Genomic DNA, 22,597 nt, shown 5'->3' on the forward strand with positions numbered 1-22,597 from the left:
TCAGAGCTTGCGCGAGATGAGGTCTCGCATGACTTCACTGGTGCCGCCGAAAATGCGCGAGACACGGGCGTCGACGAATGCGCGCGCCACCGGATACTCCAGCATGTAGCCGTAGCCGCCGTGCAGTTGCACCATCTCGTCGAGCGCCTTGCCGAGCGCTTCGGTCGAATAGAGCTTGGCGATCGCGGATTCCTCGAGCGTCAGCCGGCGGCGCGTGTGCTCGCCGATGTAGTGATCGATCATCAGACGCACCGCGATCGCCTGCGCCTTGACGTCCGCGAGCTTGAACTTGGTGTTCTGAAAGTCCCACACGGTCTGTCCGAACGCGCGACGGTCCTTCACGTAATCGATCGTGTGCTGCAGGCAGGTTTCGAGACGCGCCGCCGCGCTCACCGCGATCGAGAGCCGTTCCTGCGGCAATTCCGCCATCAGATAGGCGAAGCCCTTGCCTTCGTCGCCGAGCCGGTTCGCGACGGGCACGCGCACGTCGTCGAAGAAGAGTTCGGCGGTGTCCTGCGCGTGCAATCCGACCTTGTCGAGCTTGCGGCCGCGGCGAAAGCCTTCGCGCGTCGCTTCGACGACGATCAGGCTCACGCCCTTCGCGCCCGCGGCCGGATCGGTCGTGCAGACGACCACGATCAGATCGCAGTTCAGACCGTTCGTGATGAAGGTCTTGCTGCCGTTGATGACGTACTCGTTGCCTTCGCGCCGCGCGGTGGTTCGCACGGCTTTGAGATCGCTGCCGACGCCGGGCTCGGTCATCGCGATCGCGAGAATCTGCTCGCCTGCGCAAATCGCGGGAAGCCATTTCTGCTTCTGCTCTTCATTGCCGATGCGCGCGATATACGGTGCGACGATGTCCGAGTGCACGCCAAAGCCCGGTCCGCTCACGCCCGTGTGCGCCATCTCTTCGACGAGCACGGCGACGTGCCCGAAGTCGCCGCCGCCGCCGCCGTACTCCGACGGAATCGACGTGCACAGCAGCCCTTGCTTGCCGGCCTTGAGCCATGTTTCACGATCCACGCAACCGGCCTTGTCCCATTGCGCCTGGCGCGGAACGCATTCGCGCTCGAAGAATCTGCGCGCAGTAGTCCGAAGCATTTCGTGATCGTCTCTGAAGACGGTTCGATTGATGTGCATTGCAAGCTCCTCTTGTTTTGTTATCGGCGCGCGCGGACGATGTGCTGGCCCGGTTCGGTCCCGTACAGCTCGTCGATCAGATGCGCCCGGCGCGCGCGCGTGGTCGCCTGATTGACGTAACCTTTGTCGGCGATTTCGTTGGCATCGAGCGATGGCGGTTCGGCCATCAGCATGAGCCGTTCGATGACGAGCGTCGCGCCGGCGGGCTTTTGCCGCACGAGCCGTTCGCGCAAAGCTTCGATGACGAGCGGATGCGCGATGAGCGACTTCGCATCCAGCGACGCCAGCTCGGGCGCGAGGCGCTGGCATGCCGCGACGTTCGGCCAGGCGAGCGCCGCGAGATAGTCGCGGTCGTGACCGCAGATCACGGCGTCGGAAACGAGCGGCGCGCAGCAGTCGACGAGCGCGAGCCGCAACGCGCCGACGCGCACCCAGCTGCCGTTCGCGAGCTTGAAGTCTTCGACGGTGCGGCCCGCGAACTCCATGCCCCTCGCCGGATCGGCGGGATCGGCGAGGCGCACGGCATCGCCGAAACGGAAGAAGCCTTCTTCGTCGAAAGCGGCGGCAGTCAAATCCGGCTGGCCGATGTAGCCGCCGAACACGTTCGGGCCGCGCATGCGGATTTCATAGCGTCCGTCGCCGCCCGGAAGCGGCAGCAGCTTGACTTCGGTGCCGAGCGACGGCGTGCCGATATTGCCCGGTGTGTCGGTCGCCCAGCCGCAGTACGTGCCCATTCCCGACGTTTCCGTGGCCGCGAGTCCCGAGCAGAACGTCATGCGCTCGCCGATGGTCTTCTCCGCGACGGCCTGAATGCGGTTCCACACTTCGACCGGCATGCTCGCGCCGCCATATCCGAAGAAGCTGGCTTTGCCGAAGAGATTCTGTGCGAGCAGCGGATCGCGTTCGAGTTCGTTCGACAGCGCGGCCCAGGCGGACGGAACGCTCGTATAGATGGTCGGCGCGACGTCGCGAAGATTGCGCAGCGTGCGCTCGATCATGCCGGGAAGCGGCCGGCCATCGTCGATGTAATGCGTCGCGCCGAACTGGATTGCGCGCCCGAGATGCAGCACGCCGCCCAGGCCGTGATGCCACGGCAGCCAGTCGAGGAACACGGGCTGCGATTCGCGCAGCCACGCGAGATTGTCCGAATAGTAGGCCGCCACCGCGCCGAGATTGCGGTACGTGAGGCGCACGCCCTTCGGTGCGCCGGTCGAGCCGGAGGTGAAGAGCACGCGCGCGGTGTCGTCGTTTTGGATGGCCGCATGCGCTTGCTCGACCGTTTGCAGCCGCGCGTCCGATAGCGGAAGAGCGGTCAACGCGTCCCATGCGATGTGTCCTGCCAGCGCCTGTTTCACTGCGATGACAGGCGCGCCGTTCAGCGGCAGCGCCGCGAGCGCCCGCGCGAATGGACCGGTTTGCTGCACGAACACCGCGCCGGGCGGCACGCGTTCGCAAATCGCCTTGAGTCGCGCGAAGTCCTTGCTGAGCAGCGCATAAGTGGGCGAAATGGGCGCGCTCGGAATGCCCGAGTATTCGGCGGCGAGCAGCACGACAGCCTGTTCGATCGAGTTGCCGGACAGCAGCATCAGCGGACGTTCCGCGCCGAGGCCCATTTCGAGCAGCGCGGCGCCGACCGTGCGGACTTGCCGCCACAGTTCCCTCCAGCTCAACGCGCGCCACGCGCCATCTTCGCCGCGCTCGCAGAAGGCGGGCGTGTCGCCGCGTTCGGCGGCCCAGAGCGGAATGAAATCGGCGAAGGAACGCTGCGCGATGTCCGGCAACGGACGGTCGCAGCGAAGAATCAGCGTGCCGTCGGCGCGGCGCTCCACGAGCGTGCGGCGTTGCGGAAACTGCACGGGACGATATCGCGGCTTCGTCGCGTCGCTTGCTTCTAACGTACTCATTACGCCTGTCTCCTGAGCATGTTTGGCTTCTTTCCGATCGGGCTTGGGTGCCTGATTCGAGCGCTCTGCACTTTTCAGAAGCATACGGCTTGCGCGCAAGGCGGCGACCACCCGAGGTGGGTGGCGGCTCCTGTGGCGCCGCAGCGTATCTTCATTCCACGATGCGGCACAACGCGAAGTCGCTGAAAACGCGCATCGGTGAAGACATCGAATCAAAGGGAGACGTCATGGATCTGGGTATCGCCGGGAAGGTCGCGCTCGTCACGGGCAGCGGACGCGGCATTGGAGCGGAAGTCGCGCGCATGCTGGCGGCGGAAGGCGCGCGCATCGTCGTGTCCGATATCGACGCCGCCGCCGCAGACGAAGTCGCACGCGGCCTGCAAAAGAGCGGCGCGCAGGCGATTGCGGTGCGCTGCGACGTATGCAGCGAGGACGAAGTGCGGCACGTCGCGAACGCGGCGGACGAAGCCTTCGGCGGCGTCGACATCCTCGTGAACAACGCGGGCTTCAACAAGGACCGCTATCTGACGAAGATGACCGAGCCCGAATGGGATTCCGTCGTCGACGTGATCCTGAAAGGCGCGTTTCACAGCAGCCGCGCGGTGTTGCCCGGCATGATGGCGCGCAAGTGGGGGCGCATCGTGAACATCTCTTCGCGCTCCGTGTTCGGCAATCCGGGGCAAACCAACTACAGCGCCGCCAAACTTGGCCTGATCGGTTTCACGCGCGCGCTCGCGCTCGAACAGGCGAAGTTCGGCATCACCGTGAACGCGGTCGCGCCGGGCTTCGTCGAGACCGAACTGATGCGCGCCAATCCCACGTACGAAACGCTGCGCGACTCGGCGATCGCCAAAACGCCCGTCGGCTTTCTCGGCATGCCCGGCGACATCGCGTCGGCGGTTGCGTTCATCGCGTCGGAGCGCGCGCGTTACATCTCCGGCGTCACGCTGTACGTCACGGGCGGGCGCTTCTCGTCCTGAACGCGCATTCATTTACCCATCATTCGAAGACGCAGGTGGCACATGGATTTTGATTTCGACGCGGATCAGGTCGCGCTGCGCGACAGCATCCGCCGTTATATGCGCAATGAAGTCGTGGCGCGCATCGACGAATGCGAGAAGGCGCGGCGCATTCCGCTCGACCTGCTCGCGGGCGTGAGCCAGTTCGGCTATATCGGCGGCCTGCTGCCGGAAGAAGACGGCGGCATGGGCCTCGATTTCGTCACTTGGGCGATGATGCTCGAAGAATGCGGCTATTTCTGGGGCTCGCTGCGCACCATTGTCAATATCACGAACGTGTTCTGCCGCCTCGTTTCGCATCAGGGCAACGACGAGCAGAAGGCGCGTTTTCTCGCGCCCGTGCTCGCGTCGCAAAAGGGCGCGTGCGTCGCGTTCAGCGAGCCGAATCACGGCTCGAATCCGGCGGGCATCGAAACGCGCGCCGAAGATCGCGGCGATCACTACGTGCTCAACGGCACGAAGCTGTGGATCACGAACGGCGTCGCGGCCGATTACGCCATCGTGCTCGCGCGCACGCACAGCAAGACGTGCGACGGCGGCCACTCGCTCTTTCTGGTCGACAAGTCGCAGACGCCCGTCGAGGCGCGGCTCGTCGACAAGATGGTGCTGAAGGCGTCGGGCACGTCCGAGCTGTTTCTCAACGATCTGCGCATTCCGAAGGAAAACCTGCTCGGCGCGGAAGGCGGCGCCCTCAAGGTGATGGCGATCGGACTGAACTACGGCCGCATGAATATTGCGATGGGCGCGGTCGGCGCGGCGCAGGCGGCGCTCGATCTGTCCGTCGAATACGCGAAGACGCGCAAGCAGTTCGGCAAGCCGATCGGCCAGTTCCAGCTCGTGCAGAAGCATATCGTCGACATGATGGTGCGCACCGAAGCTGCGCGCGCGCTCGGCTACAAGGCGGCCGTCGCGTTGCAGAAGGGTTTGCCCGCGCGCATCGAATGCTCGATCGCGAAGCTCTATGCCGCCGAAGCGGCGCATGAAGTGGCGAAGATCGCGATCGGCGTGCACGGCGGCATCGGCTATTCGACGGAGTATCCGCTGGAGCGCATATTCCGCGACACGAGCGGCGGCACCATTCCCGAAGGCACCGCCGAAGTGCAGACGCTGATCGTCGGGCGCGAAGTGCTCGGCATGTCGGCCATCGTGTGAGGCGCGCATGAACCAGGAAAACATGCTCGCGCCGCGCGACCTCCACACCGCGCGCTACTACTGGGAAGACCTGGAGCCGGGCTTCTCGTTCGAAACGGCGAGCCGCACCGTGACCGAAGCGGACGTCGTGAGCTTCGCCGCGCTTTCCGCCGACTACAACCGCGTGCACGTCGATGCCGAGTACGCCGCGAGCACGCCGTGGGGCGCGCGCATCGCGCACGGCATGCTCGTCGCGTCGATCGTGTCGGGACTGAACACCCGCACGGTGGTCAATCAACTGCTCGAGCCGTCGCTGATCGGCATGCTGGAGACGCGCATCCGCTTTCCGAAGCCGACGCTCATCGGCGACACGATCAAGGCGCGCATCGAAATCAGCGACAGGCGCGAGACGTCGAACCCGGCGCGCGGCATCGTCGATTTCAGGCGTGTGGCGGTCAATCAGCGCGGCGAGACCGTCTGCGAATGCGACGTACGCATGATGGTCCTGCGCCGCGCGCAGAACGATTCATAAGGAGACAGCATGGTCAGCACCGAAATCGGCTACACGACGATCGACAGGATCACCGTGCGCGGCAAGGATCTGTCGAAGGACATTCTGGGCAAACTCGACTTCGTCGAAACGATGATGTTGACGATCCTGAACCGCGTGCCCGACGAGCGCGAAAAGCGCATGGTCAATCTCATTCTCGTGACGGCGTGCGATCACGGCCTGACGCCTTCCGCGATGAGCGCGCGTCTCACGTATCTCGGCGCGCCCGAGGCGATGCAGGCGGCGGTCGCGGCTGGGCTCCTCGGCGCGGGCAGCGTCTTTCTCGGCACGACGCAGAACGCGGCGGAGATGCTCATCAAGGCCGGACGCGAATTGCGCGACGACGCGAGCGAGGACGACATCACCGCGTGCGCGCGCGAGACCGTGCGGCGCGCGAAGGAAGCGAAGCAGCCGATCTACGGCGTCGGGCATCCGATCCACATCCACGGCGATCCGCGCGTCGCGACGCTCGCGCAGGCATCGCGCGACAACGGCTATTTCGGCAAGCACTGGCGGCTCGTGTTCGCGATCGAGCGCGTGCTGCGCGACGAGCACGGCAAGAACCTGCCGCTCAACGCCGTGGGCGCGATCGGTGCGATCGTCGCGGACATGTCGCTCGATCCGCTGCTCGCGCGCGGCTTCATGCTCGTCGGGCGCGCGGCGGGGCTCATCGCGCATCTGTACGAGGAGCGTCAGAACCCGGTCGCGCAGCAAATCTGGGATCTTGTGTTGACGCAAGACGAGCGCAACGAAATTCCGGCGCGCTCACGCACGCGCTGAGCCGCCAGCCGACGCTAACTCAGGCGCTCCGCGAAGGGGCGCCTCCAGAAGGAAGTGCCATGAACCTCAGCTATTCAAGCGCGGATCTCGCGTTCCGCGACCAGGTACGCCGCTTTCTCGCAGAGAACCTGCCCGTGGATCTGCGAGAGAAAGTGCTCAATCATCGTCACCTCGATGCCGACGACTTCGTGCGCTGGCAGCGCATTCTGTATCAGCATGGCTGGGGCGCGCCCGGCTGGCCGGCCGAGTTCGGCGGCACGGGCTGGAGTGCGTTGCAGCGGCTGCTGTTCGATATCGAATGCGGCATCGCGGGTGCGCCGCGTCAGCTTCCATTCGGCCTCAACATGATCGGCCCGGTGCTGATGAAGTTCGCGGGCAAGGCGCAGCAGGCGCGCTTCCTGCCGCGCATTCCGACCGCCGAGGACTGGTGGTGTCAAGGCTATTCCGAACCGGGCGCGGGTTCGGATCTCGCCTCGCTGAAAACACGGGCGGTGCGCGACGGAGACCATTACATCGTCAACGGGCAAAAGACCTGGACGACCTACGCGCAGCACGCCGACTGGATGTTCTGTCTCGTGCGAACCGATCCCGAAGCGAAGCCGCAAAGCGGCATCTCGCTGCTGCTGATCGACATGAAAAGCCCCGGCATCACCGTGCGTCCGATCCGCACGCTCGAAGGCCTGACCGATGTCAACGAAGTCTTCATCGACGAAGTAAAGGTGCCCGTCGAAAACCTCGTCGGCGAGGAGAACTGCGGCTGGACCTACGCGAAATACCTGCTCGGCCACGAGCGCACGGGTATCGCGGGCATCGGCAATTGCAGACGCGAGCTGAATTACGTGAAGGCGCTGGCGCAGCGCGAGCGCCGCCACGGCAAGCCGCTCGCGGACGACGTGCGCGTGCGCGAGAAGATCGCGTGCATCGAGGCCGAAGTGCTGGCGCTCGAAATGCTGCTGATGCGCGTCGCGTCGCAGGCGAGTCAGCGCGGCGCGGGCGTGGAATCGTCGATCCTCAAGATTCGCGGGTCCGAACTGCAGCAGTCGTTGTCGGCGCTGCAACTCGATATCGCCGGGCCGAATGCGGTGCCGTTCTCGCCCGACTGGCTCGCCGACGGCTTCGACGGATGGACGCCCGATCCCGGTCATGGCGCGAGCATCGGCAGCTTCTATCTGGAGATGCGCAAGCCGACCATCTACGGCGGCACGAACGAGGTGCAGAAGGAAATCATTGCGAAAGCGGTCATCGAGGGATGAGATCGGACATGGACTTTTCATACAGCGAAGAACAACGCCAACTCGCGGACAGCCTGAGGCGCTTCACGGAAGAGCGCTATCCGCTGGAGGCGCGCCGCAAGGCGAACGGTTTCAGCCGCGACGCGTGGCGAACCTACGCGGAATTCGGCGTGCTGGGGCTCGTGATCGGCTCCGAGCACGGCGGTTTCGATGGCCAAGCCACGGACACATTCGCCATTCAGTTCGAAGCGGGCCGCGCGTGCTTGCCAGAGCCGCTCATTCCGTGCGCGGTCATGGCGGCCGGGCTGATTCAGCGATACGCCACCGAAGCGCAACGCGAAGCGTGGCTGCCGCCGATCGCCGAAGGCCGCGAGATCGTGACGCTCGCGTATCAGGAGCCGTGTGCCCGCTACGACTTCGCGCGTCCGTCGACGGTAGCCGAAGCGCGTGACGACGGCTTCCTGCTCGACGGCGAGAAAGTTCACGTATGGCATGGCGCCGTCGCGCAATCGCTGATCGTATCGGCGTGGAACGCGTCGGCGCAGGCGATGTCGCTGTTCGTCGTGCCGTCGTCGGCTGCCGGCGTGACGATTCGCGCCTATCCGACGCTCGACGGCACGCACGATGCGCAAGTCACGCTGAAGGCGGTGCGCGTGCCGAAAAGCGCGCTCATCGGCGATGCCGCGCGCGGCGAAGCGATGCTCGAAAGCGCACTCGAACTCGGCATCGCGGCGCAATGCGCGGCAAGCGCGGGCGCGCTGGAACGCCTCGTCGAGATGACGGCCGAATATCTGAGCACCCGCAAGCAGTTCGGCCAGCCGCTCGCGCGCTTTCAGGCGTTGCGCCATCGCGTCGCGGACATGGCCGTGCAAAAGGAACTGGCGTTGTCGATGGCGCATCTGGCGGCATCGGCCATCGATCATCCGAGCGTCATCGAGCGGCGTCGCATGATTTCGTCGGCGAAGCTGATCGTGAGCCGCGCGGCGCGTTTCGTCGGCGAGCAGGCCGTGCAGTTGCACGGCGGCATGGGCGTTACGGCGGAACTGGCTGTCGGCGATTACTTCAAGTCGCTGATGGTGGGGTCGCTACGTCTGGGCGATGCCGAATTTCACGCCGACGTGCTGGCGAATCTGCCGATCGAGCCGGAGGCACGCGCGCGCGCCGCGTGAGACGCGCGCGTCCGGGATCACGCGCCGTCGTTCAGCGCGAGGTCCCGCGAGCGCGCGACGGCTTCGTCGCGGCTCGACACGCCGAGCTTGCTGTAGATGTTCTTCAGATGCCATTTGACCGTCTCGGGCGATATGCCCATCGTCCGGGCGATCTTCTTGTTCGGCAACGCCTGCGCGAGCAGGCTCAACACCTTCGTTTCCCGCACGCTCAGGATTTCCGGCGCCTTTGCCTCGCCGGCGCGCACGCCTGATCCTGGCGCGCCCGGCCGCTTCGCCGTCGCGCGCGCTTGCGCGCTGCGCAGACGATCGGCGTAGAACTGCAACACCGCGCCCTGCGGTTCGGTCCGGACGGCGGCGCCGATCAGATCCAGCGCGGCGGGATGCGCATCGAGCAGCGTGCGCACGAGGCCCAGGCGATGTCCGTGGCGCACGGCGTCCAGCATGACCTGGCGCGCCGAATCCGCGTCGCCGCGAACGTGCGCCGTGACAGCCCTGCGCACTTCCAGAGACACGGTGCGTCGCTGCCAGCCGCGCGCCCGGCACAGTTCGATGAGCGGCGCGAGCGCATGCGCCGCCGCGTCGTGATCCTCGTGCGCCATGCGCCAGTCGATGTGCGCCTGCTGCGCGACGAAGCGGAAATCGGCCGCGTGCGCGAGCGAGCCGGCGCGCGCGGTCAGTTCGTCGAGCCGCGCGAGGCCCGCGTGCGCGGCGTCGAACTGGCCGCCCTGCAAGTCGCGCCGGACGCGCTGCGCGACGCAATGCGCGAGCGCGCGCCGCAGATCGTGCTTCGCGGCGTAATCCTCGAGCCGATCGAGACACGCGATCGCATCGAGCCGATGACCCGCGAGCCAGCGCGATGACGACAGCACCGTGAGCACGCTCGTCACCGCATCCGGAAACGACACGCGCTCGATGACGTCGAGACGTTCTTCGAGCAGCTTGCACGCCTGATCGGCATCGCCGGATTCGTAGAGCACTTCGCCGAGCAGCGCGGCGGCGAGCGCGGACGCCTCCGCCGCGGCGCTGCCACGCGGTTCGGCCTCGTGGAGCACGTCGCGGCACACGCGCTCGGTGCGTAGCAGATCGCCTTCCAGCAGATGACCGAAACCCACGAGCGCGCGCCCGCTCAGCACGCCCGCCGACGTGCTCATGAGCGGCGTGCCGTCCGCGAGCACGGGCGCGCGGTCGGTCTGCGCGCGGCGCGCTTCGTCGAATTCGCCGCGCAGCGTATGCGCCCAGGTCAGCAGATTGTTGTGCGCGCCGATGGTGATGCCTTGCGCGTCGTCCGGCAGCGTGCGCAGCTGCGGCAGCAGTGTGCAGGCGGCGTCGAGATCGTCGCGCTGGACCGCGAGCGCGGCTTCCAGCAGCGTTACGCGATAGCGCGAGTGCGTGTCGTCGTGCGCGAGATCGGCGCGCAGCCGTTCGATCTCGCTCGCGCAAGCGTCGAACTCGCGATTGTAGAGATGCAGATGGATCATCCAGAGCCGCAGCCCGACGCGCGCCTGAATCTCGGCTTGCGGCAAGAGACGCATCAGCGCGACGATCCGGCGCAGTTCGCCGCGCGGCTGCAGGGCGCGCGCGATCTGCGCGACGAGATCGGCGGCGGCGGCGGGTTCGCCGGCGAGCACGGCGTGACGCACGGCTTCATCGGCGTAATCGTGCTCGCGGAACCACTGCCATGCCGTGTGATGCACTTGCCGCTGCTGCGCCTCGCTGCGTGCGCGAAAACGCTCCAGCAAGGTCTCGCGAAAGAGCGGATTCAGGCGATACCACACATTGCGTGCATCCTGACCGGCGGGCGCGAGAAAGAGATTGTCGCTTTCCAGACGGGCGAGCAGCTTGAGCACGCTGTCGGGATGATCCGCGCGGCCGATCAGCGCGACGCACAAGGGCGCGCAGAGCCGCTCGCACACGGCCATCCGCATGAGCAGCTCGCATTCGCTCGCGGCGAGCCGCGACAGCACTTCGCGTCCGAAATACTCCGCGAACGTGTGGATGTCGAGCAGCGGAGCGTCCGCGAACGCTTCATCGAGCGCGAGCTGCTTCGGCGCGACGTTCCCGCGCTTCGCGCCGACCACCATCAGCTGCAGCCCGGCGATCCAGCCATCGGTCATTTCGTGCATGCGGCGCGCGTCGCGCGGGGCGATGTCGCGAAGCTGCGATTTGAGAAACGCGAACGATTCCGCCATCGAAAAGCGCAGATCGCGCATGTCGAGTTCGAGCAGCAGACCTTCGTCGCGAATGCGGCCGACGGACAGCGGAATCGCGCCGCGCGACGCGATCGCGACATGCAGATTCGGCGGCGCGTAATCGAGCAGCCATTGCAGCGATTGATGACAGCGCCGATCCGTCAGCCGATGCAGATCGTCGAGCACGAGCACGAGATCGCCCTGACGGCCCGCGATGCCGCGCACCAGCGCGATGATCGTGCGTTCGACCGCTTCGTCGTCGAGGCCGCGGCCGCCGAGCAGGGCGGCGTCGCCGGCGATCGACGGATCGACTTGCGCGAGGCTCGCGGCCAGTGCGTCGAGGAACCGGGCGAGGTCGTCGGTTTCATCGGACAGCGTGAGCCACGCGACCTGAAACGCGAGCGGATAAAGCGCCTCGCGCCACGCGATGAGCGCGGTCGTCTTGCCGTAGCCCGCCGGGCCTTGCATCACGATGCAGCGCTTGCGCCGCGCTTCGACGAGCTGCGCGACGAGCCGCTCGCGGCCCACGATGCGCGTCGATATGCGCGGCGATGCGCAGGCCGGATCGGACGCGGATGCCCGCGCGGTGTCGTCATCGGAATGATTCGGATAGCGAAGGAGGATCGTTTCAGTCATCAAGCACCTGCGTCTTTCAAGGTGGGACAAAACTCCGATGCCGGCGATTCTAGCGTTCACGACGCGCCGTGCCCGCTAGGGAACACGCGTAGTCCGGCGCGGGAACTATCGGAGTACGGCAATGGTTCGCTCGACGAACGAACTGGGGTATTCCCGCGCCTACTCGATTCGGGTAGTGGTGACGCGAAGACGCCCTGCAACACTGAATCGGACGGGATCGGAGGGGCGTCGGCGTGCGTCGCGTGCATCGGACAAACGCGCCGGGGAGACCAAAAACCCATAACGAGGAGACAGCTATGTGTATCGTCAGGAAGAGCGTTGCCGGTGCGGCCCTTGCGGTCGTGGCGAGCGGCGCGGCGGCCCAGTCCAGCGTCACGTTTTACGGCGTCGCGGACGCATTCTTTCAGTGGTACGACAACGGCGGCCAGCATTCCTGGTCGATGCGAAGCGGCGGCAACAGCGGTTCGATGGTCGGCCTGAAGGGCAGCGAAGATCTCGGCAGCGGCCTGAAGGCCGTGTTCACGCTGGAGAGCGGCTTCAACATCAACAACGGCACCGCTTTCGCCGATTCCTCGGTGATGTTCTATCGTCAGGCGTGGGTCGGTCTGTCGCACGAAAAGTACGGCTCGCTGACGTTCGGCCGGCAGTATCAGCCGACGTTCTGGTCGCTCTATCCGACCGATCCGTTTCGCGCGAACGAAGTGCTCTCGCCGCTCGCGGCATCGGCGAATTCAATCGACCGAAACACGATCGCCACGCAGACGGGCGGCGGCCGTTCGAGCAATGCGATCGTCTACAAGTCGCCGAATCTCAGCGGATTCCAGCTTTGGGGCATGTATGCGCTCGCGGCGTCCGTGACGCAGCCGTATCCGCAGAGCACGGGCAACATGCTCGATGTGGCCGCCACGTACTCCGGTTACGGGCTGTACGCAGGCGTGTCGTATCAGTTCCAGCATCCCGGATCGAAGACCTTGCCGGGATTGCCGGCTGCGGTGAACACGGTGTCCGTCGAGCATTACACGGCGGCGCTCGCGTATCGCATCGGCATCGTGAATCTGCAGGCCAACTACACGTATCACAAGCCGGAGAATCCGGCCGCGGGTTCCGTCGCGGCGCGGCTGAACGCGGCGCATCCGTTCAGCGTCGCGGAAATCGGCGCGACGATTCAGGCGACGCCCGCCGACGCCATCGAAATCGCCGGCTTTCAGCGCCTCGCGCGCGGCGTGCATGACAACACCTGGGGCGTGCAGGTCGGCGCGGATCATAGCCTCTCGAAGCGCACGACCCTTTATGCGCGCGCGGGCTTCATGAAGAACAACGGCCTCGCGACGACCGCCTGGCCCGGCTACACGACGACCGCGGGCGAGAATCAGACGCTCGTCGGCGTCGGCATGTCGCATCGCTTCTGATTGACAGCGGGCGCGCTTCGTCCGAACCTGCGGGCGCGGCGGAGTGCGCCGTTCGGCATTCATCGCATCGAGCATCGTTACAACAAACATGTCGGAAAATCACACTATGAAATTACTTCGAACTGCAAAGCTGATGATCGGCGTCGCCGCCGTCAGCGCATCGTTTTATGGCAACGCGCAGAGCGGCGCGTCGGCGCCCGTGAGCGCGTCCGTGCCGGCGATGGCATCGGCGGCGAATGGCGGCAAGACTTCGTCGAAAGCGGCGGATCGCGCGCTGCGCCGGAAGATCCTCACCGCGCTCGCCGACGCAAAGGGAATGCGCGCGGCCGGCATCACTGTGCGCGCCACCGACGGCGACGTGCTGCTCGAAGGCTGGGTTCCCGAAGTCGCGCAGATCGAGCAGGCGACGCGCGTGGCGCAGGGCGTGCCGGGCGTGAAAACGGTGCGCAACACGCTGACGCTCTCGACATTCTGATAGCGCTTGAACGTTCCTTCATGGCCCCGCGCCGGTTTGCGCCGACGCGGGGCGTTTGCATTACGCGCAGCCGGCGATCGACTTCGTTTCGAGGAACTCGGACAAACCGTGCTCGCCGAACTCGCGACCGTTGCCGGATGTCTTGTAGCCGCCGAAAGGCGCGTTCAGGTCGAGCGTCGCGCCGTTGAGCATCACCGCCCCCGCGCGCAGATGATCCGCGACGCGACGCGCGCGCGCCGCGTCGGATGACGACACGTAGGCGGCGAGACCGAAGTCGGTATCGTTGGCGATGTCGATGGCTTCGTCTTCGCTCGAATACGGAATCATCACGACGACCGGACCGAAAATTTCCTCGCGCGCAATGCTCATGTCGTTGCGCACGTTGGCGAACACGGTCGGGCGCGCGTAGAAGCCGCGCGTGAGCGTATCGGGCCGGCCGGGGCCGCCGGCTGCGAGCGTCGCGCCTTCGTCGATGCCGCGCTGGATCATCTGCTGCACGCGCTCGTACTGACGCCGATTCGAGATCGGGCCGAGTTTGGTATCGGGATGCGCCGGATCGCCGACCGTCAGCGCGTTCGCGGTCGCGGCAGCGATTGCTACGGCGTGGTCGTGCAGACGCTTCGGCACCAGCATGCGCGTCGGCGCGATGCACGTCTGGCCGGAGTTGAGCATGCAGAAGATCACGCCGTTCGATACGGCGCTCTTCAGATCGGCGTCGTCGAGGATCAGGTTCGGCGACTTGCCGCCCAGCTCCTGCGTGACGCGCTTCACGGTCGGCGCCGCTTTCATCGCGACATCGACACCCGCGCGCGTCGATCCGGTGATCGACACCATATCGACACCGCGATGGCTCGCGAGCGCCCCGCCGATGTCGGCGCCATCGCCGTAAATCATGTTGAACACGCCGGCTGGCACGCCCGCGTCGTGGAGAATCTGCGCGAAAAGCTCGGCGTCGAGCGGCGTGATTTCCGATGGCTTCAACACGATGGTGCAGCCCGCCGCAAGCGCGGGCGCGACTTTCGCCGCGATCTGATTGAGCGGCCAGTTCCACGGCGTGATGAGCGCCGCCACGCCGATCGCCTCGCGCACGATCTGCGTGCGTCCGCGCGTGGCGACGAACGGGAAGTCCTGCAGCGCGGTCAGCGTGCCGTGAAACTGGCCGAGTCCGGCGGGCGCCTGCTTCTCGCGCGCGAGCCATGCGGGCGCGCCCATTTCCGTGGTGATCGCGTCGGCGAGCGCGCCCATGCGTTCCTTGTACAGCGTCATGACGCGGCTCAGCAACGCCGCGCGCGTCGCGACGCTCGTGCGCGACCACGCGGGAAACGCGGCGCGCGCCGCTGCGACCGCGGCGTCGACGTCGGCGCTCGTGCCCATCGCCACGCGGCCGATGACGTCTTCCGTCGCGGGATTGACGATGTCGGCGAAATGCGCGCCGGCGGCCGGCTCGACCCAACGTCCGCCGATATAGAACTTGTTCAACTCTTTCACGGTTTCTCCATTGCGTGATGACGCGCTCAGACCGGGCGCTCACCGATGATCGTCGCGCGCATCATGCGGCGCACGGCGGGATAGTAGTCCTGAACGGCATAGTGCTGCGTGGCGCGGTTGTCCCAGAAGGCGATCGTGTGCGGCTCCCATTTCAGGCGCACTTGATATTCCGGCGCGGCCGCTTGCCGGAACAGATACTGAAGGAGGTCCATTTCGGCCAGCTTGAGATCGAAGCCGAAGCGATAGCCCGCGATCTCCGCGTAGTTGGAGAAATGCGTCGTGAATGCCTCGTTGACGAAGAGCAGCTTCTCGCCGGATTCGGGATGCGTGCGGACCACCGGATGCGTGACGGCCGGGTTTTGCGCGCGCACGGTGATGCGCTGTTCGGGCGGCAGCATCGAGCCGAAGAGCGGCATCAGATCGTGCACGGCGATGAGGCCCTCGAGACGCGCTTTGACTTCGGCGGGCAGGTTCTCGTAGGCGAGCGCCATGTTCACCCAGATGGTGTCGCCGCCGGTTGGCGGACATTCGGCGCAACGCAGGATCGAGCCCATCGACGGCACTTCGCGCCACGAAACATCGCTGTGATAGATGTTTTCGCGGCCGCGCTTCTTGTCGGACTTGTCGAAGACGACGAGCTCCGGATGATCGGGATGATGCGCGATGACGGGATGCACTTCCAGCTTGCCGAACCGCTGCCCGAGCGCGACGTGCTGCGCGGGCGTAATGTCCTGATCGCGGAAGAACAGCACCTTGTAGCGGATCAGCGCGCGGCGCAGCGCGAGATACGTCGGCTCGTCGAGCGGCTGGCGCAGGTCGATGTCGCTCACGTAAGCGCCGATCGCGGGCGTGGCCTGCGTGACGGTGAACGGCCAGATTTCGCCTGGAGCCGAATCGGAAGTGCGTGCTTCGATGGTCGAACCGGCTTGCTGCATGTCGATCTCCCGTTGATGCGGCGTCGCCAAAACAGGCGCCCGAGCCGCGATGCTCGCGAGCATGGTCGCACAACCTGTCATAACAGGTGTACCGGTTAAAACCCGTAGCCTGTCATGACAGCTACAATCGCCGTCAGTGTTTCGATCCACCGGACAAGATAAAAAGGGCGCCATGACACAAACTCGTTTCAGGCAGATCGAAGAAGCGTTGCGGCAGCAGATCATCGCCAACGATCTCGCGCCGGGCGTCAAGCTGCCGTCGGAAGCGGAACTCGTCGAACAATATGGCGCGAGCCGCATCACGATCCGGCAGGCGCTCGCCGGGCTGCATGCGAGCGGGTTGATCGAGAAGATCAACGGGAAGGGAAGTTTCGTCACGCGTCCGTCGGAGCGCTCGGATCTCGGACAACTGACCGGTTTCTACGAAGCGGCGCGCAAGCGCGGCCAGACGGCCAACGGCGAACTGCTGTCGGTGCGGACGATCACGCCGCCGCCGTTCGCGATGGAAGCGCTCGGCTTAAGCGAAGGCGACACGCTCGTCTGCGCGACGACCTTGCGTCTGTGGGACGCCGCGCCCGTCGCCATGTTCATGGTGATGGCCGACCCGGCGCTCATGGACGCACTCGTCGCCGAAGACCTCGAAACGAACGACGTCACGAGCATTCTCGAAGAACGCCTCGGTTATCGGCTGAAGCACCTGGAAACCGAGAGCGCCGCGATCGCCGCCACGAAAGAGCACGCGCGGCGGCTGAAGGTGGATCCGGGCGCACCGCTTCTGCGCGTCCGGTGCACGCCTTTCGACATTCAGGGCAAGGCGCTGTGCTGCGCCGAACTGCTGTTTCGCGGCGACCGCTTCGCGTACAAGGCGAAGGTGTCGCGCTAGCCGCGCTCAGGCGGCGCTCGTCGCGACCGGCTCGGTCGAAGCGCGCGGCGCGCGATCCGGATGCATCCAGCGCAGCGCGATGAGCGTGGCGACGATCAGCATGGCGGCGGTCGTCGCGAAGCCCAGTTCGTAGGCGTGGGCACTCGTGCTGCCGTGCGCCTGCACGATGCGGCCGATGACCATCGGCGCGATCGCCGCGCCCGTGCTCGCGAGCGCGGTGTGGATGCCGATGAGCGCGCCGCGCTGCGCATCCGGCACGACTTCGGACAGCACGGCGGGCGCGAGCGCGAAACACACGGCCGGCAGCGCGCCGGCCACCGCGAACACGGCGACCTTCTGCGCGGAGCTGAGGCCCGGCAGCATCAGCGCGAAGAAAAGGCACGCGGATATCGCGAACGCGGCGCACAGCAAACGCACGCGTGCGCTGCGAGACGACGCCCCGCGAGCGAGCATGCGCTGCGACAGCCAACTGAGCCCGAGGCTGAACGGCGCCGCGGTGGCGATCACGAGCGCGAAGCAGCGTCCGGACGCGATGCCGGAGAAGCCGAGCGCTTTTTCGAGGTAACTCATCAGCCAGGTCGTGTTGGCGCCGAGCATCCAGTAAGCGGCGAAACCGAGCATGAACACGCTGAGGACGGTCGGATTGCTCAGGAGCTTGCGATACGGCACTTTCTGAGGCGCGGCGTCGGCACTGGCGTTGCCGCGCGGACGCCGCGCAAGATTGCCCTCGCGTCCGACGAACAGCCACACGACGCTCCACAACGCGCCGACGATGCCGAGCAGGATGAAGTTCATGCGCCAGCCCCAGTGATGCGTGATCACCGGAATGAGCAGGCCCGCGAGCAGCAGGCCGACCATCGCGCCCTGATTGAGCAAGGCGACCGGCATGTTGCGCTTTTCGTCGGGAAACCATTTGTAGAGCGCGTGTACGGAAACGGGATAGAACGGGCCTTCCGCCGCGCCGAGCACCATGCGGCTCAGGAGAAATGCGGCCATGCTGCTGAAGAGCGCCTGCGGAATCTGCAGCACGGCCCACATGACGCCCATCGCGAGCAGCAGCCAGCGGGTCTGGATGCGGTTCGACAGAAAGCCGACCAGCACCGTCGATACGGCGAACAGCCAGAAGAAGCTTCCCGCGACGACGCCGAATTGCGCCGGCGACAGGTTCAGATCGCGCATCAGCGGCACGGCCACCATGCCGAGCACGATCTTGTCGAGGAAATTGATGAGGGCAAGCGCCGTCAGCATCAGCGTCGTCAACCACGCCGCGCGTGGCCTGTAACCGTCGAGTGAGTTCATGGGTCGGATCGGCTCAAAAATGCGGCGCCCGTTCGGGCCGCGGGGTGCGTTGTAGGTTTCGCCGCGCGCGCTCGCGCGGAGTGCAAGCTGCACGTCGCCACGTTAAGTGCGCGTGACGAACCGCACCCCCACCCGAAACAGGGAGGACAGGGAAAACGCCGTCTCGCACAGTGTGTCACGCGGCGGGCGCAGACTGTTCGCCGCCTCGTTGCCTGGATTGCCGGCGCGCCTGGCATCACGCGGATGGCATCGTCCTTGCGAACGGTTCTTCCTTCGGACTATCGAACCATCGTTCAGCCCTGAAAGGAGAGTGCTCATGAGTCTGGATCTGACCTTCCGCGCAGGCGAAGCAACCGTGCTGGCGGCGCCGGGACAAGCGACCGACGCGATGCCGAAATTCTCATCGGCCGCGTCGACGGGCCGGTCGGGCACGCGTTCGCCAACATGATGGCGCAATCGAAAGGACACACGGCGATGTTCGCGATACGCGCGTGCAATCAGATGGTGCGCCCGGCGACGATGATCGTGCCGAAAGTGACGCTGAAGGACATGGCGAACATCGATCTGTTCGGCGGCGTGGTGCAGTCGGCAACCGCCGATGCGGTCGTTGATTGCCTGATAGAAGGCATCCTGCCGAAGGATCAGGCGAACGATCTGTGCATCATCAGTCTGGTGTGGATCGATCCGCGTTGCGCGACGGACGCGAACATCGACAAGAAGGACATGTACCGCACGAATTACGAAGCGACCAAGCTCGCCATTCAGCGCGCCATGAGCAACGAGCCGAGCGTGGAGGAACTCATCGCGAATCGCCAAACGATCAAGCACGACATGGACGACTGGAGCTGAATTCCGCGGCTCAGCGGTTTCCCGCCGGACGCTGCTCGCGCTTTCGTGGCGCCGCTCGCCGACGCGGGCTGCGCGGCGACGGTGCGCAATCTTCGCCGATGGCGGTGCCGGCGGATTTGCGCTGCGCGGCGGGCGGCGCGAGATCGGCCGCTTTCAAGGTGAAGTTGACGCGCACGGTGTCGTACGGAAACACGATGGCGCCGTGCTCGTCGTGTTCCAGCAAGCCGGCTTCGAGAAGCGCTTGCACGTCGCGATGCACGCCTTTCACGTCGCGTTCGAGCCGGCGCGACAGCTCGCGGATCGACATCGGGCCGGCGCCGGTCATCGCGCGGATGATTTGCCAGCGGGGCGTGGTGAAGGTGCGGAAGAGGAGTTCGGGCGTGGCGTAGGAGAAGAACCTTCCTGGGAACTTGCCGCTCTTGACCGTGGCAAGAACGCGCTCGCTGAACTCTTCCAGCGACGCGATGCCGATCGTGACGGTCTTCATCATCTTGAGCTCCATCTGTTCCAGACTTGCACATTCGTGAAGAAGTCGGCGCATAACTGCTCGACCGACGTAAATTCATAAAGTGTCTCGACGTTCGCGAAGTGACGGTGATCGCCTTTGCCTCGCTCGTTGTCGTAACGCAGCACGCACTCGCCAGCGACGACATACGCAAGCCTGTATTTATATGAATGTGTGCATCCCGGAGCAGGCTCATGGACATGCCATATCGTTAGTTCGACGAAACCACCGGAAGGCAGCTCCTCTCGCGCACCCAGGACGAGCGGAGCTTTTCTGTTGGACACTCTGACAACGCCATAGTGTGTTGTCAAATGCTCCAACACCCCGGCCGCCGCCCGCCATTCCCCGAACGGACGACTTGACACACCTTCGCTGCCAAGCTCGCGAGACGCTGCTAGACTGACACGCGCGTCGAGCTGCGCGCTTTCATGACGAAAAGAAGTCAGACGCGCCGCCCGCGATTCCGCACTGCAACATGCCCGCGCGACAAGAACGCGCCACCACCTTATAGCCGTCACCTATCGGCGGCATTGCAAAAATCGCATTCTATTGAGCGCCGCTCTCACGTATTTTTTAAGTTGCACAAGGCTGTCGGGATGAACCACGCATCGCCCGATGCACGCCGCGAAATCCCTTATCGGACCAGGTTCGTGCAGCGCCTCGCATGGATCTGACGCCATGGTAGTCAGTAGCACAAGAACTAGTACTAGTGGGTACGTCCTCGCAAGGAGATAACGCATGTCAAACGAATCGAAGTGCCCGTTTACGCATGCCGCCGGCACCGGAACGACCATCCGTGACTGGTGGCCGCGGCAACTGCGGGTAGATCTGCTGAGTCAGCATTCCGACAAGTCGAATCCGCTCGGCTCGGGTTTCGACTATGCCGAAGCATTCAAGAGCCTCGACCTCGCCGCGGTCAAGAAAGATCTCGCGGAGGTCATGACCGATTCGCAGGAATGGTGGCCTGCCGACTTCGGCCACTACGGTCCGCTGTTCATCCGGATGGCGTGGCATAGCGCGGGCACGTATCGCATCGGCGATGGCAGGGGAGGCGGCGGACGCGGCCAGCAACGTTTCGCGCCGCTCAATAGCTGGCCGGACAACGTCAGCCTCGACAAGGCGCGCCGCCTGCTCTGGCCCGTCAAGCAGAAATACGGACAGAATCTTTCATGGGCCGATCTGATCATCCTCGCCGGCAACGTCGCGCTGGAAACGATGGGCTTCAAGACGTTCGGCTTCGCGGGCGGACGCGAAGACACATGGGAGCCGGATCAGGACGTCTACTGGGGCAATGAAAAGACCTGGCTCGGCGGCGATGTCCGCTACGGCAAGGGCGCGGCCGGCAACGATGAGGATCAGGGCGTCATCACCGCCGACGAACAGAAGCACGGCGAAGAAGTCAGCCGCACCGACGGCGGCCGCAATCTGGAGAATCCGCTGGGCGCGGTGCAGATGGGCCTGATCTATGTCAATCCGGAAGGCCCGGACGGCAATCCCGATCCGCTCGCGGCGGCGCATGACATCCGCGAGACTTTCGCCCGCATGGCGATGAACGACGAAGAAACCGTCGCGCTGATCGCCGGCGGCCATACGTTCGGCAAGACGCACGGCGCGGGGCCTTCCGATAACGTCGGTCCGGAGCCGGAATCGGCGGATCTGGAAAACATGGGCCTCGGCTGGAAGAACAGCTACGGCAGCGGGAAGGGCGCGGACACGATCACGAGCGGCCTCGAAGTCACCTGGACCACGACGCCGACGAAGTGGGGCCAGGGATTCTGGGAGAACCTTTTCGGTTACGAGTGGGAACTGACGAAGAGTCCCGCGGGCGCGAATCAGTGGATCGCGAAGGATTCGACGGAAACCATCCCGCACGCGCACGACCCGTCGAAGAAGATCAGGCCGACGATGCTGACGACGGACCTGTCGCTGCGCTTCGATCCGGAATACGCGAAGATTTCCAAGCGCTTCTGGGAGAATCCAGACCAGTTCGCCGACGCCTTCGCCCGCGCGTGGTTCAAGCTGACGCATCGCGACATGGGTCCGAAGGCTCGCTATCTCGGGCCGGAAGTGCCGGAGGAAGAACTGCTGTGGCAAGACCCGATTCCGGCGGTGGATCATCCGCTCGTCGGTGATCAGGATGTCGCGGGGCTCAAGCAGAAGGTGCTGGCGTCGGGGTTGTCGATTACCGATCTGGTGTCGGCGGCGTGGGCATCGGCATCGACGTTCCGGGGCTCCGACAAGCGCGGCGGCGCGAACGGTGCGCGCATTCGTCTCGCTCCGCAGAAGGACTGGGAGGCGAACAGGCCTGAACAGCTCGGCAAGGTCTTGTCGACGCTCGAAGGCATTCAGAAAGAATTCAACGGCGCGCAAGTGGGCGGCAAGAAGATCTCGATGGCCGATCTGATCGTGCTGGCGGGCAACGCGGCGATCGAGAAGGCGGCGGAGAAGGCGGGCCACACGGTCACGGTGCCGTTCACGCCGGGCCGCATGGACGCGTCGCAGGACAAGACAGACGTGCTCTCGGTCTCTGCTCTCGAACCGGTCGCCGATGGCTTCCGCAACTTCGTCAAGTCGAACGTGCGCGTGCCCGTCGAGACGCTTTTGATCGACAAGGCGCAATTGCTGACGCTGACCGCGCCGGAGATGACAGCGCTCATCGGCGGTTTGCGCGCGCTCAACGTGACCGCCGCAGACAACGCGCACGGCGTCTTCACCGACAAGCCCGAAACGTTGACGAACGACTTCTTCGTCAACCTGCTCGACATGAATACGGAGTGGTTGCCGATGTCGTCGCGCCGCGATGTGTTCGAAGGGCGCGATCGCAAGTCGGGGCAGCGCAAGTGGACCGCCAGCCGCGTCGATCTGATCTTCGGCTCGCATTCGGTGCTGCGCGCGCTCGCCGAAGTCTATGCGAGCAGCGATGCGAAGGAGAAGTTCGTCAGCGACTTCGTCGCGGCGTGGACGAAGGTGATGAACCTCGACCGCTTCGATCTGAAGAAGTAAG

Annotated in this window: 18 protein-coding genes and 1 pseudogene; 11 read left to right on the top strand and 8 right to left on the bottom strand. The window is 65.2% G+C overall.

Going from position 1 to position 22,597, the window contains the following annotated elements:
- Together QCE49_RS19675 and QCE49_RS19680 are read right to left on the bottom strand one after the other, a co-directional pair.
- The gene (locus QCE49_RS19675; protein ID WP_008347322.1) at positions 1-1,140 is read right to left on the bottom strand and encodes an acyl-CoA dehydrogenase family protein; all 1,140 of its coding nucleotides are present in this window, start codon (positions 1,138-1,140) and stop codon (positions 1-3) included.
- A 20-nt stretch (positions 1,141-1,160) separates the two neighbouring features.
- Positions 1,161-3,044, bottom strand: coding sequence for a feruloyl-CoA synthase (locus QCE49_RS19680; protein WP_250458063.1), 1,884 nt, complete (start codon positions 3,042-3,044; stop codon positions 1,161-1,163).
- Positions 3,045-3,271: 227 nt separating this feature from the next.
- Between QCE49_RS19680 and QCE49_RS19685 the strand changes: the two genes are divergently transcribed.
- The 6 genes from QCE49_RS19685 to QCE49_RS19710 are packed head-to-tail and all read left to right on the top strand — an operon-like array spanning position 3,272 to position 8,925.
- On the top strand, positions 3,272-4,024 hold the full coding sequence (locus QCE49_RS19685) for an SDR family NAD(P)-dependent oxidoreductase (RefSeq protein WP_250458062.1): 753 nt from the start codon (positions 3,272-3,274) through the stop codon (positions 4,022-4,024).
- 42 nt (positions 4,025-4,066) lie between these two features.
- Complete coding sequence (locus QCE49_RS19690; protein ID WP_250437016.1) at positions 4,067-5,215, top strand: acyl-CoA dehydrogenase family protein; 1,149 nt, start codon at positions 4,067-4,069, stop codon at positions 5,213-5,215.
- 7 nt (positions 5,216-5,222) lie between these two features.
- Positions 5,223-5,726, top strand: coding sequence for a MaoC/PaaZ C-terminal domain-containing protein (locus tag QCE49_RS19695; protein WP_008347330.1), 504 nt, complete (start codon positions 5,223-5,225; stop codon positions 5,724-5,726).
- A gap of 9 nt (positions 5,727-5,735) precedes the next feature.
- Positions 5,736-6,524, top strand: coding sequence for a citryl-CoA lyase (locus QCE49_RS19700; protein WP_008347332.1), 789 nt, complete (start codon positions 5,736-5,738; stop codon positions 6,522-6,524).
- Between the two features lie 59 nt (positions 6,525-6,583).
- Entirely contained in the window at positions 6,584-7,777 is a 1,194-nt protein-coding gene (locus tag QCE49_RS19705; protein ID WP_250437017.1) for an acyl-CoA dehydrogenase family protein, read from the top strand.
- Between the two features lie 8 nt (positions 7,778-7,785).
- Positions 7,786-8,925: an acyl-CoA dehydrogenase family protein gene (locus QCE49_RS19710; protein WP_250458061.1), complete on the top strand. Its 1,140-nt coding sequence runs from the start codon at positions 7,786-7,788 to the stop codon at positions 8,923-8,925.
- Positions 8,926-8,942: 17 nt separating this feature from the next.
- Here QCE49_RS19710 and QCE49_RS19715 read toward each other — a convergent pair whose 3' ends face one another.
- The gene (locus tag QCE49_RS19715; protein ID WP_175982027.1) at positions 8,943-11,750 is read right to left on the bottom strand and encodes a LuxR C-terminal-related transcriptional regulator; all 2,808 of its coding nucleotides are present in this window, start codon (positions 11,748-11,750) and stop codon (positions 8,943-8,945) included.
- Positions 11,751-12,046: 296 nt separating this feature from the next.
- Here QCE49_RS19715 and QCE49_RS19720 point away from each other — a divergent pair, with 296 nt between their 5' ends.
- Both QCE49_RS19720 and QCE49_RS19725 read left to right on the top strand, forming a co-directional pair.
- Positions 12,047-13,159, top strand: coding sequence for a porin (locus QCE49_RS19720; protein ID WP_250458060.1), 1,113 nt, complete (start codon positions 12,047-12,049; stop codon positions 13,157-13,159).
- A gap of 106 nt (positions 13,160-13,265) precedes the next feature.
- On the top strand, positions 13,266-13,634 hold the full coding sequence (locus tag QCE49_RS19725; RefSeq protein ID WP_063828775.1) for a BON domain-containing protein: 369 nt from the start codon (positions 13,266-13,268) through the stop codon (positions 13,632-13,634).
- Positions 13,635-13,694: 60 nt separating this feature from the next.
- On the opposite strand, the gene QCE49_RS19730 is transcribed toward QCE49_RS19725, so the two are convergent.
- Positions 13,695-15,122 (bottom strand): aldehyde dehydrogenase family protein, encoded by a 1,428-nt coding sequence (locus QCE49_RS19730; RefSeq protein WP_175982023.1) that lies wholly within the window; start codon positions 15,120-15,122, stop codon positions 13,695-13,697.
- A 26-nt stretch (positions 15,123-15,148) separates the two neighbouring features.
- Positions 15,149-16,057 carry a TauD/TfdA family dioxygenase gene (locus QCE49_RS19735; RefSeq protein WP_250458059.1) on the bottom strand — a complete coding sequence of 303 codons (909 nt, stop codon included), beginning with the start codon at positions 16,055-16,057 and terminating at the stop codon, positions 15,149-15,151.
- Between the two features lie 172 nt (positions 16,058-16,229).
- Here QCE49_RS19735 and QCE49_RS19740 point away from each other — a divergent pair, with 172 nt between their 5' ends.
- Positions 16,230-16,940 (top strand): GntR family transcriptional regulator, encoded by a 711-nt coding sequence (locus tag QCE49_RS19740; RefSeq protein ID WP_008347350.1) that lies wholly within the window; start codon positions 16,230-16,232, stop codon positions 16,938-16,940.
- 6 nt (positions 16,941-16,946) lie between these two features.
- Here the strand turns inward: QCE49_RS19740 and QCE49_RS19745 are convergent, their stop codons facing one another.
- The gene (locus QCE49_RS19745) at positions 16,947-18,239 is read right to left on the bottom strand and encodes an MFS transporter (protein ID WP_008347351.1); all 1,293 of its coding nucleotides are present in this window, start codon (positions 18,237-18,239) and stop codon (positions 16,947-16,949) included.
- Between the two features lie 316 nt (positions 18,240-18,555).
- On the opposite strand from QCE49_RS19745, the pseudogene fae reads away from it, so the two are divergent.
- Positions 18,556-19,088 (top strand): annotated as a pseudogene (gene fae, locus QCE49_RS19750) (formaldehyde-activating enzyme).
- Between the two features lie 10 nt (positions 19,089-19,098).
- Here the strand turns inward: fae and QCE49_RS19755 are convergent.
- On the bottom strand, positions 19,099-19,575 hold the full coding sequence (locus tag QCE49_RS19755) for a transcriptional regulator (RefSeq protein ID WP_250458058.1): 477 nt from the start codon (positions 19,573-19,575) through the stop codon (positions 19,099-19,101).
- Positions 19,575-20,111: a DUF6516 family protein gene (locus QCE49_RS19760; protein WP_309806322.1), complete on the bottom strand. Its 537-nt coding sequence runs from the start codon at positions 20,109-20,111 to the stop codon at positions 19,575-19,577. Before QCE49_RS19760 ends, QCE49_RS19755 begins: the two co-directional genes overlap by 1 nt.
- A 220-nt stretch (positions 20,112-20,331) precedes the next feature.
- Here QCE49_RS19760 and katG point away from each other — a divergent pair, with 220 nt between their 5' ends.
- Complete coding sequence (gene katG, locus QCE49_RS19765; RefSeq protein ID WP_250458056.1) at positions 20,332-22,596, top strand: catalase/peroxidase HPI; 2,265 nt, start codon at positions 20,332-20,334, stop codon at positions 22,594-22,596.
- The last annotated feature ends 1 nt before the right edge of the window (position 22,597 follow it).

The sequence above is a fragment of the Caballeronia sp. LZ008 genome (assembly GCF_031451435.1).
GTDB classification, from domain to species: Bacteria; Pseudomonadota; Gammaproteobacteria; order Burkholderiales; family Burkholderiaceae; genus Caballeronia; species Caballeronia zhejiangensis.

Excerpts from the sequence above, each read along its gene's own strand:
- QCE49_RS19675 (WP_008347322.1), bottom strand. The coding sequence starts at position 1,140 with ATGCACATCAATCGAACCGTCTTCAGAGACGATCACGAAATGCTTCGG.
- QCE49_RS19680 (WP_250458063.1), bottom strand. The coding sequence starts at position 3,044 with ATGAGTACGTTAGAAGCAAGCGACGCGACGAAGCCGCGATATCGTCCC.
- QCE49_RS19685 (WP_250458062.1), top strand. The coding sequence starts at position 3,272 with ATGGATCTGGGTATCGCCGGGAAGGTCGCGCTCGTCACGGGCAGCGGA.
- QCE49_RS19690 (WP_250437016.1), top strand. The coding sequence starts at position 4,067 with ATGGATTTTGATTTCGACGCGGATCAGGTCGCGCTGCGCGACAGCATC.
- QCE49_RS19695 (WP_008347330.1), top strand. The coding sequence starts at position 5,223 with ATGAACCAGGAAAACATGCTCGCGCCGCGCGACCTCCACACCGCGCGC.
- QCE49_RS19700 (WP_008347332.1), top strand. The coding sequence starts at position 5,736 with ATGGTCAGCACCGAAATCGGCTACACGACGATCGACAGGATCACCGTG.
- QCE49_RS19705 (WP_250437017.1), top strand. The coding sequence starts at position 6,584 with ATGAACCTCAGCTATTCAAGCGCGGATCTCGCGTTCCGCGACCAGGTA.
- QCE49_RS19710 (WP_250458061.1), top strand. The coding sequence starts at position 7,786 with ATGGACTTTTCATACAGCGAAGAACAACGCCAACTCGCGGACAGCCTG.
- QCE49_RS19715 (WP_175982027.1), bottom strand. The coding sequence starts at position 11,750 with ATGACTGAAACGATCCTCCTTCGCTATCCGAATCATTCCGATGACGAC.
- QCE49_RS19720 (WP_250458060.1), top strand. The coding sequence starts at position 12,047 with ATGTGTATCGTCAGGAAGAGCGTTGCCGGTGCGGCCCTTGCGGTCGTG.
- QCE49_RS19725 (WP_063828775.1), top strand. The coding sequence starts at position 13,266 with ATGAAATTACTTCGAACTGCAAAGCTGATGATCGGCGTCGCCGCCGTC.
- QCE49_RS19735 (WP_250458059.1), bottom strand. The coding sequence starts at position 16,057 with ATGCAGCAAGCCGGTTCGACCATCGAAGCACGCACTTCCGATTCGGCT.
- QCE49_RS19740 (WP_008347350.1), top strand. The coding sequence starts at position 16,230 with ATGACACAAACTCGTTTCAGGCAGATCGAAGAAGCGTTGCGGCAGCAG.
- QCE49_RS19745 (WP_008347351.1), bottom strand. The coding sequence starts at position 18,239 with ATGAACTCACTCGACGGTTACAGGCCACGCGCGGCGTGGTTGACGACG.
- QCE49_RS19755 (WP_250458058.1), bottom strand. The coding sequence starts at position 19,575 with ATGAAGACCGTCACGATCGGCATCGCGTCGCTGGAAGAGTTCAGCGAG.
- katG (WP_250458056.1), top strand. The coding sequence starts at position 20,332 with ATGTCAAACGAATCGAAGTGCCCGTTTACGCATGCCGCCGGCACCGGA.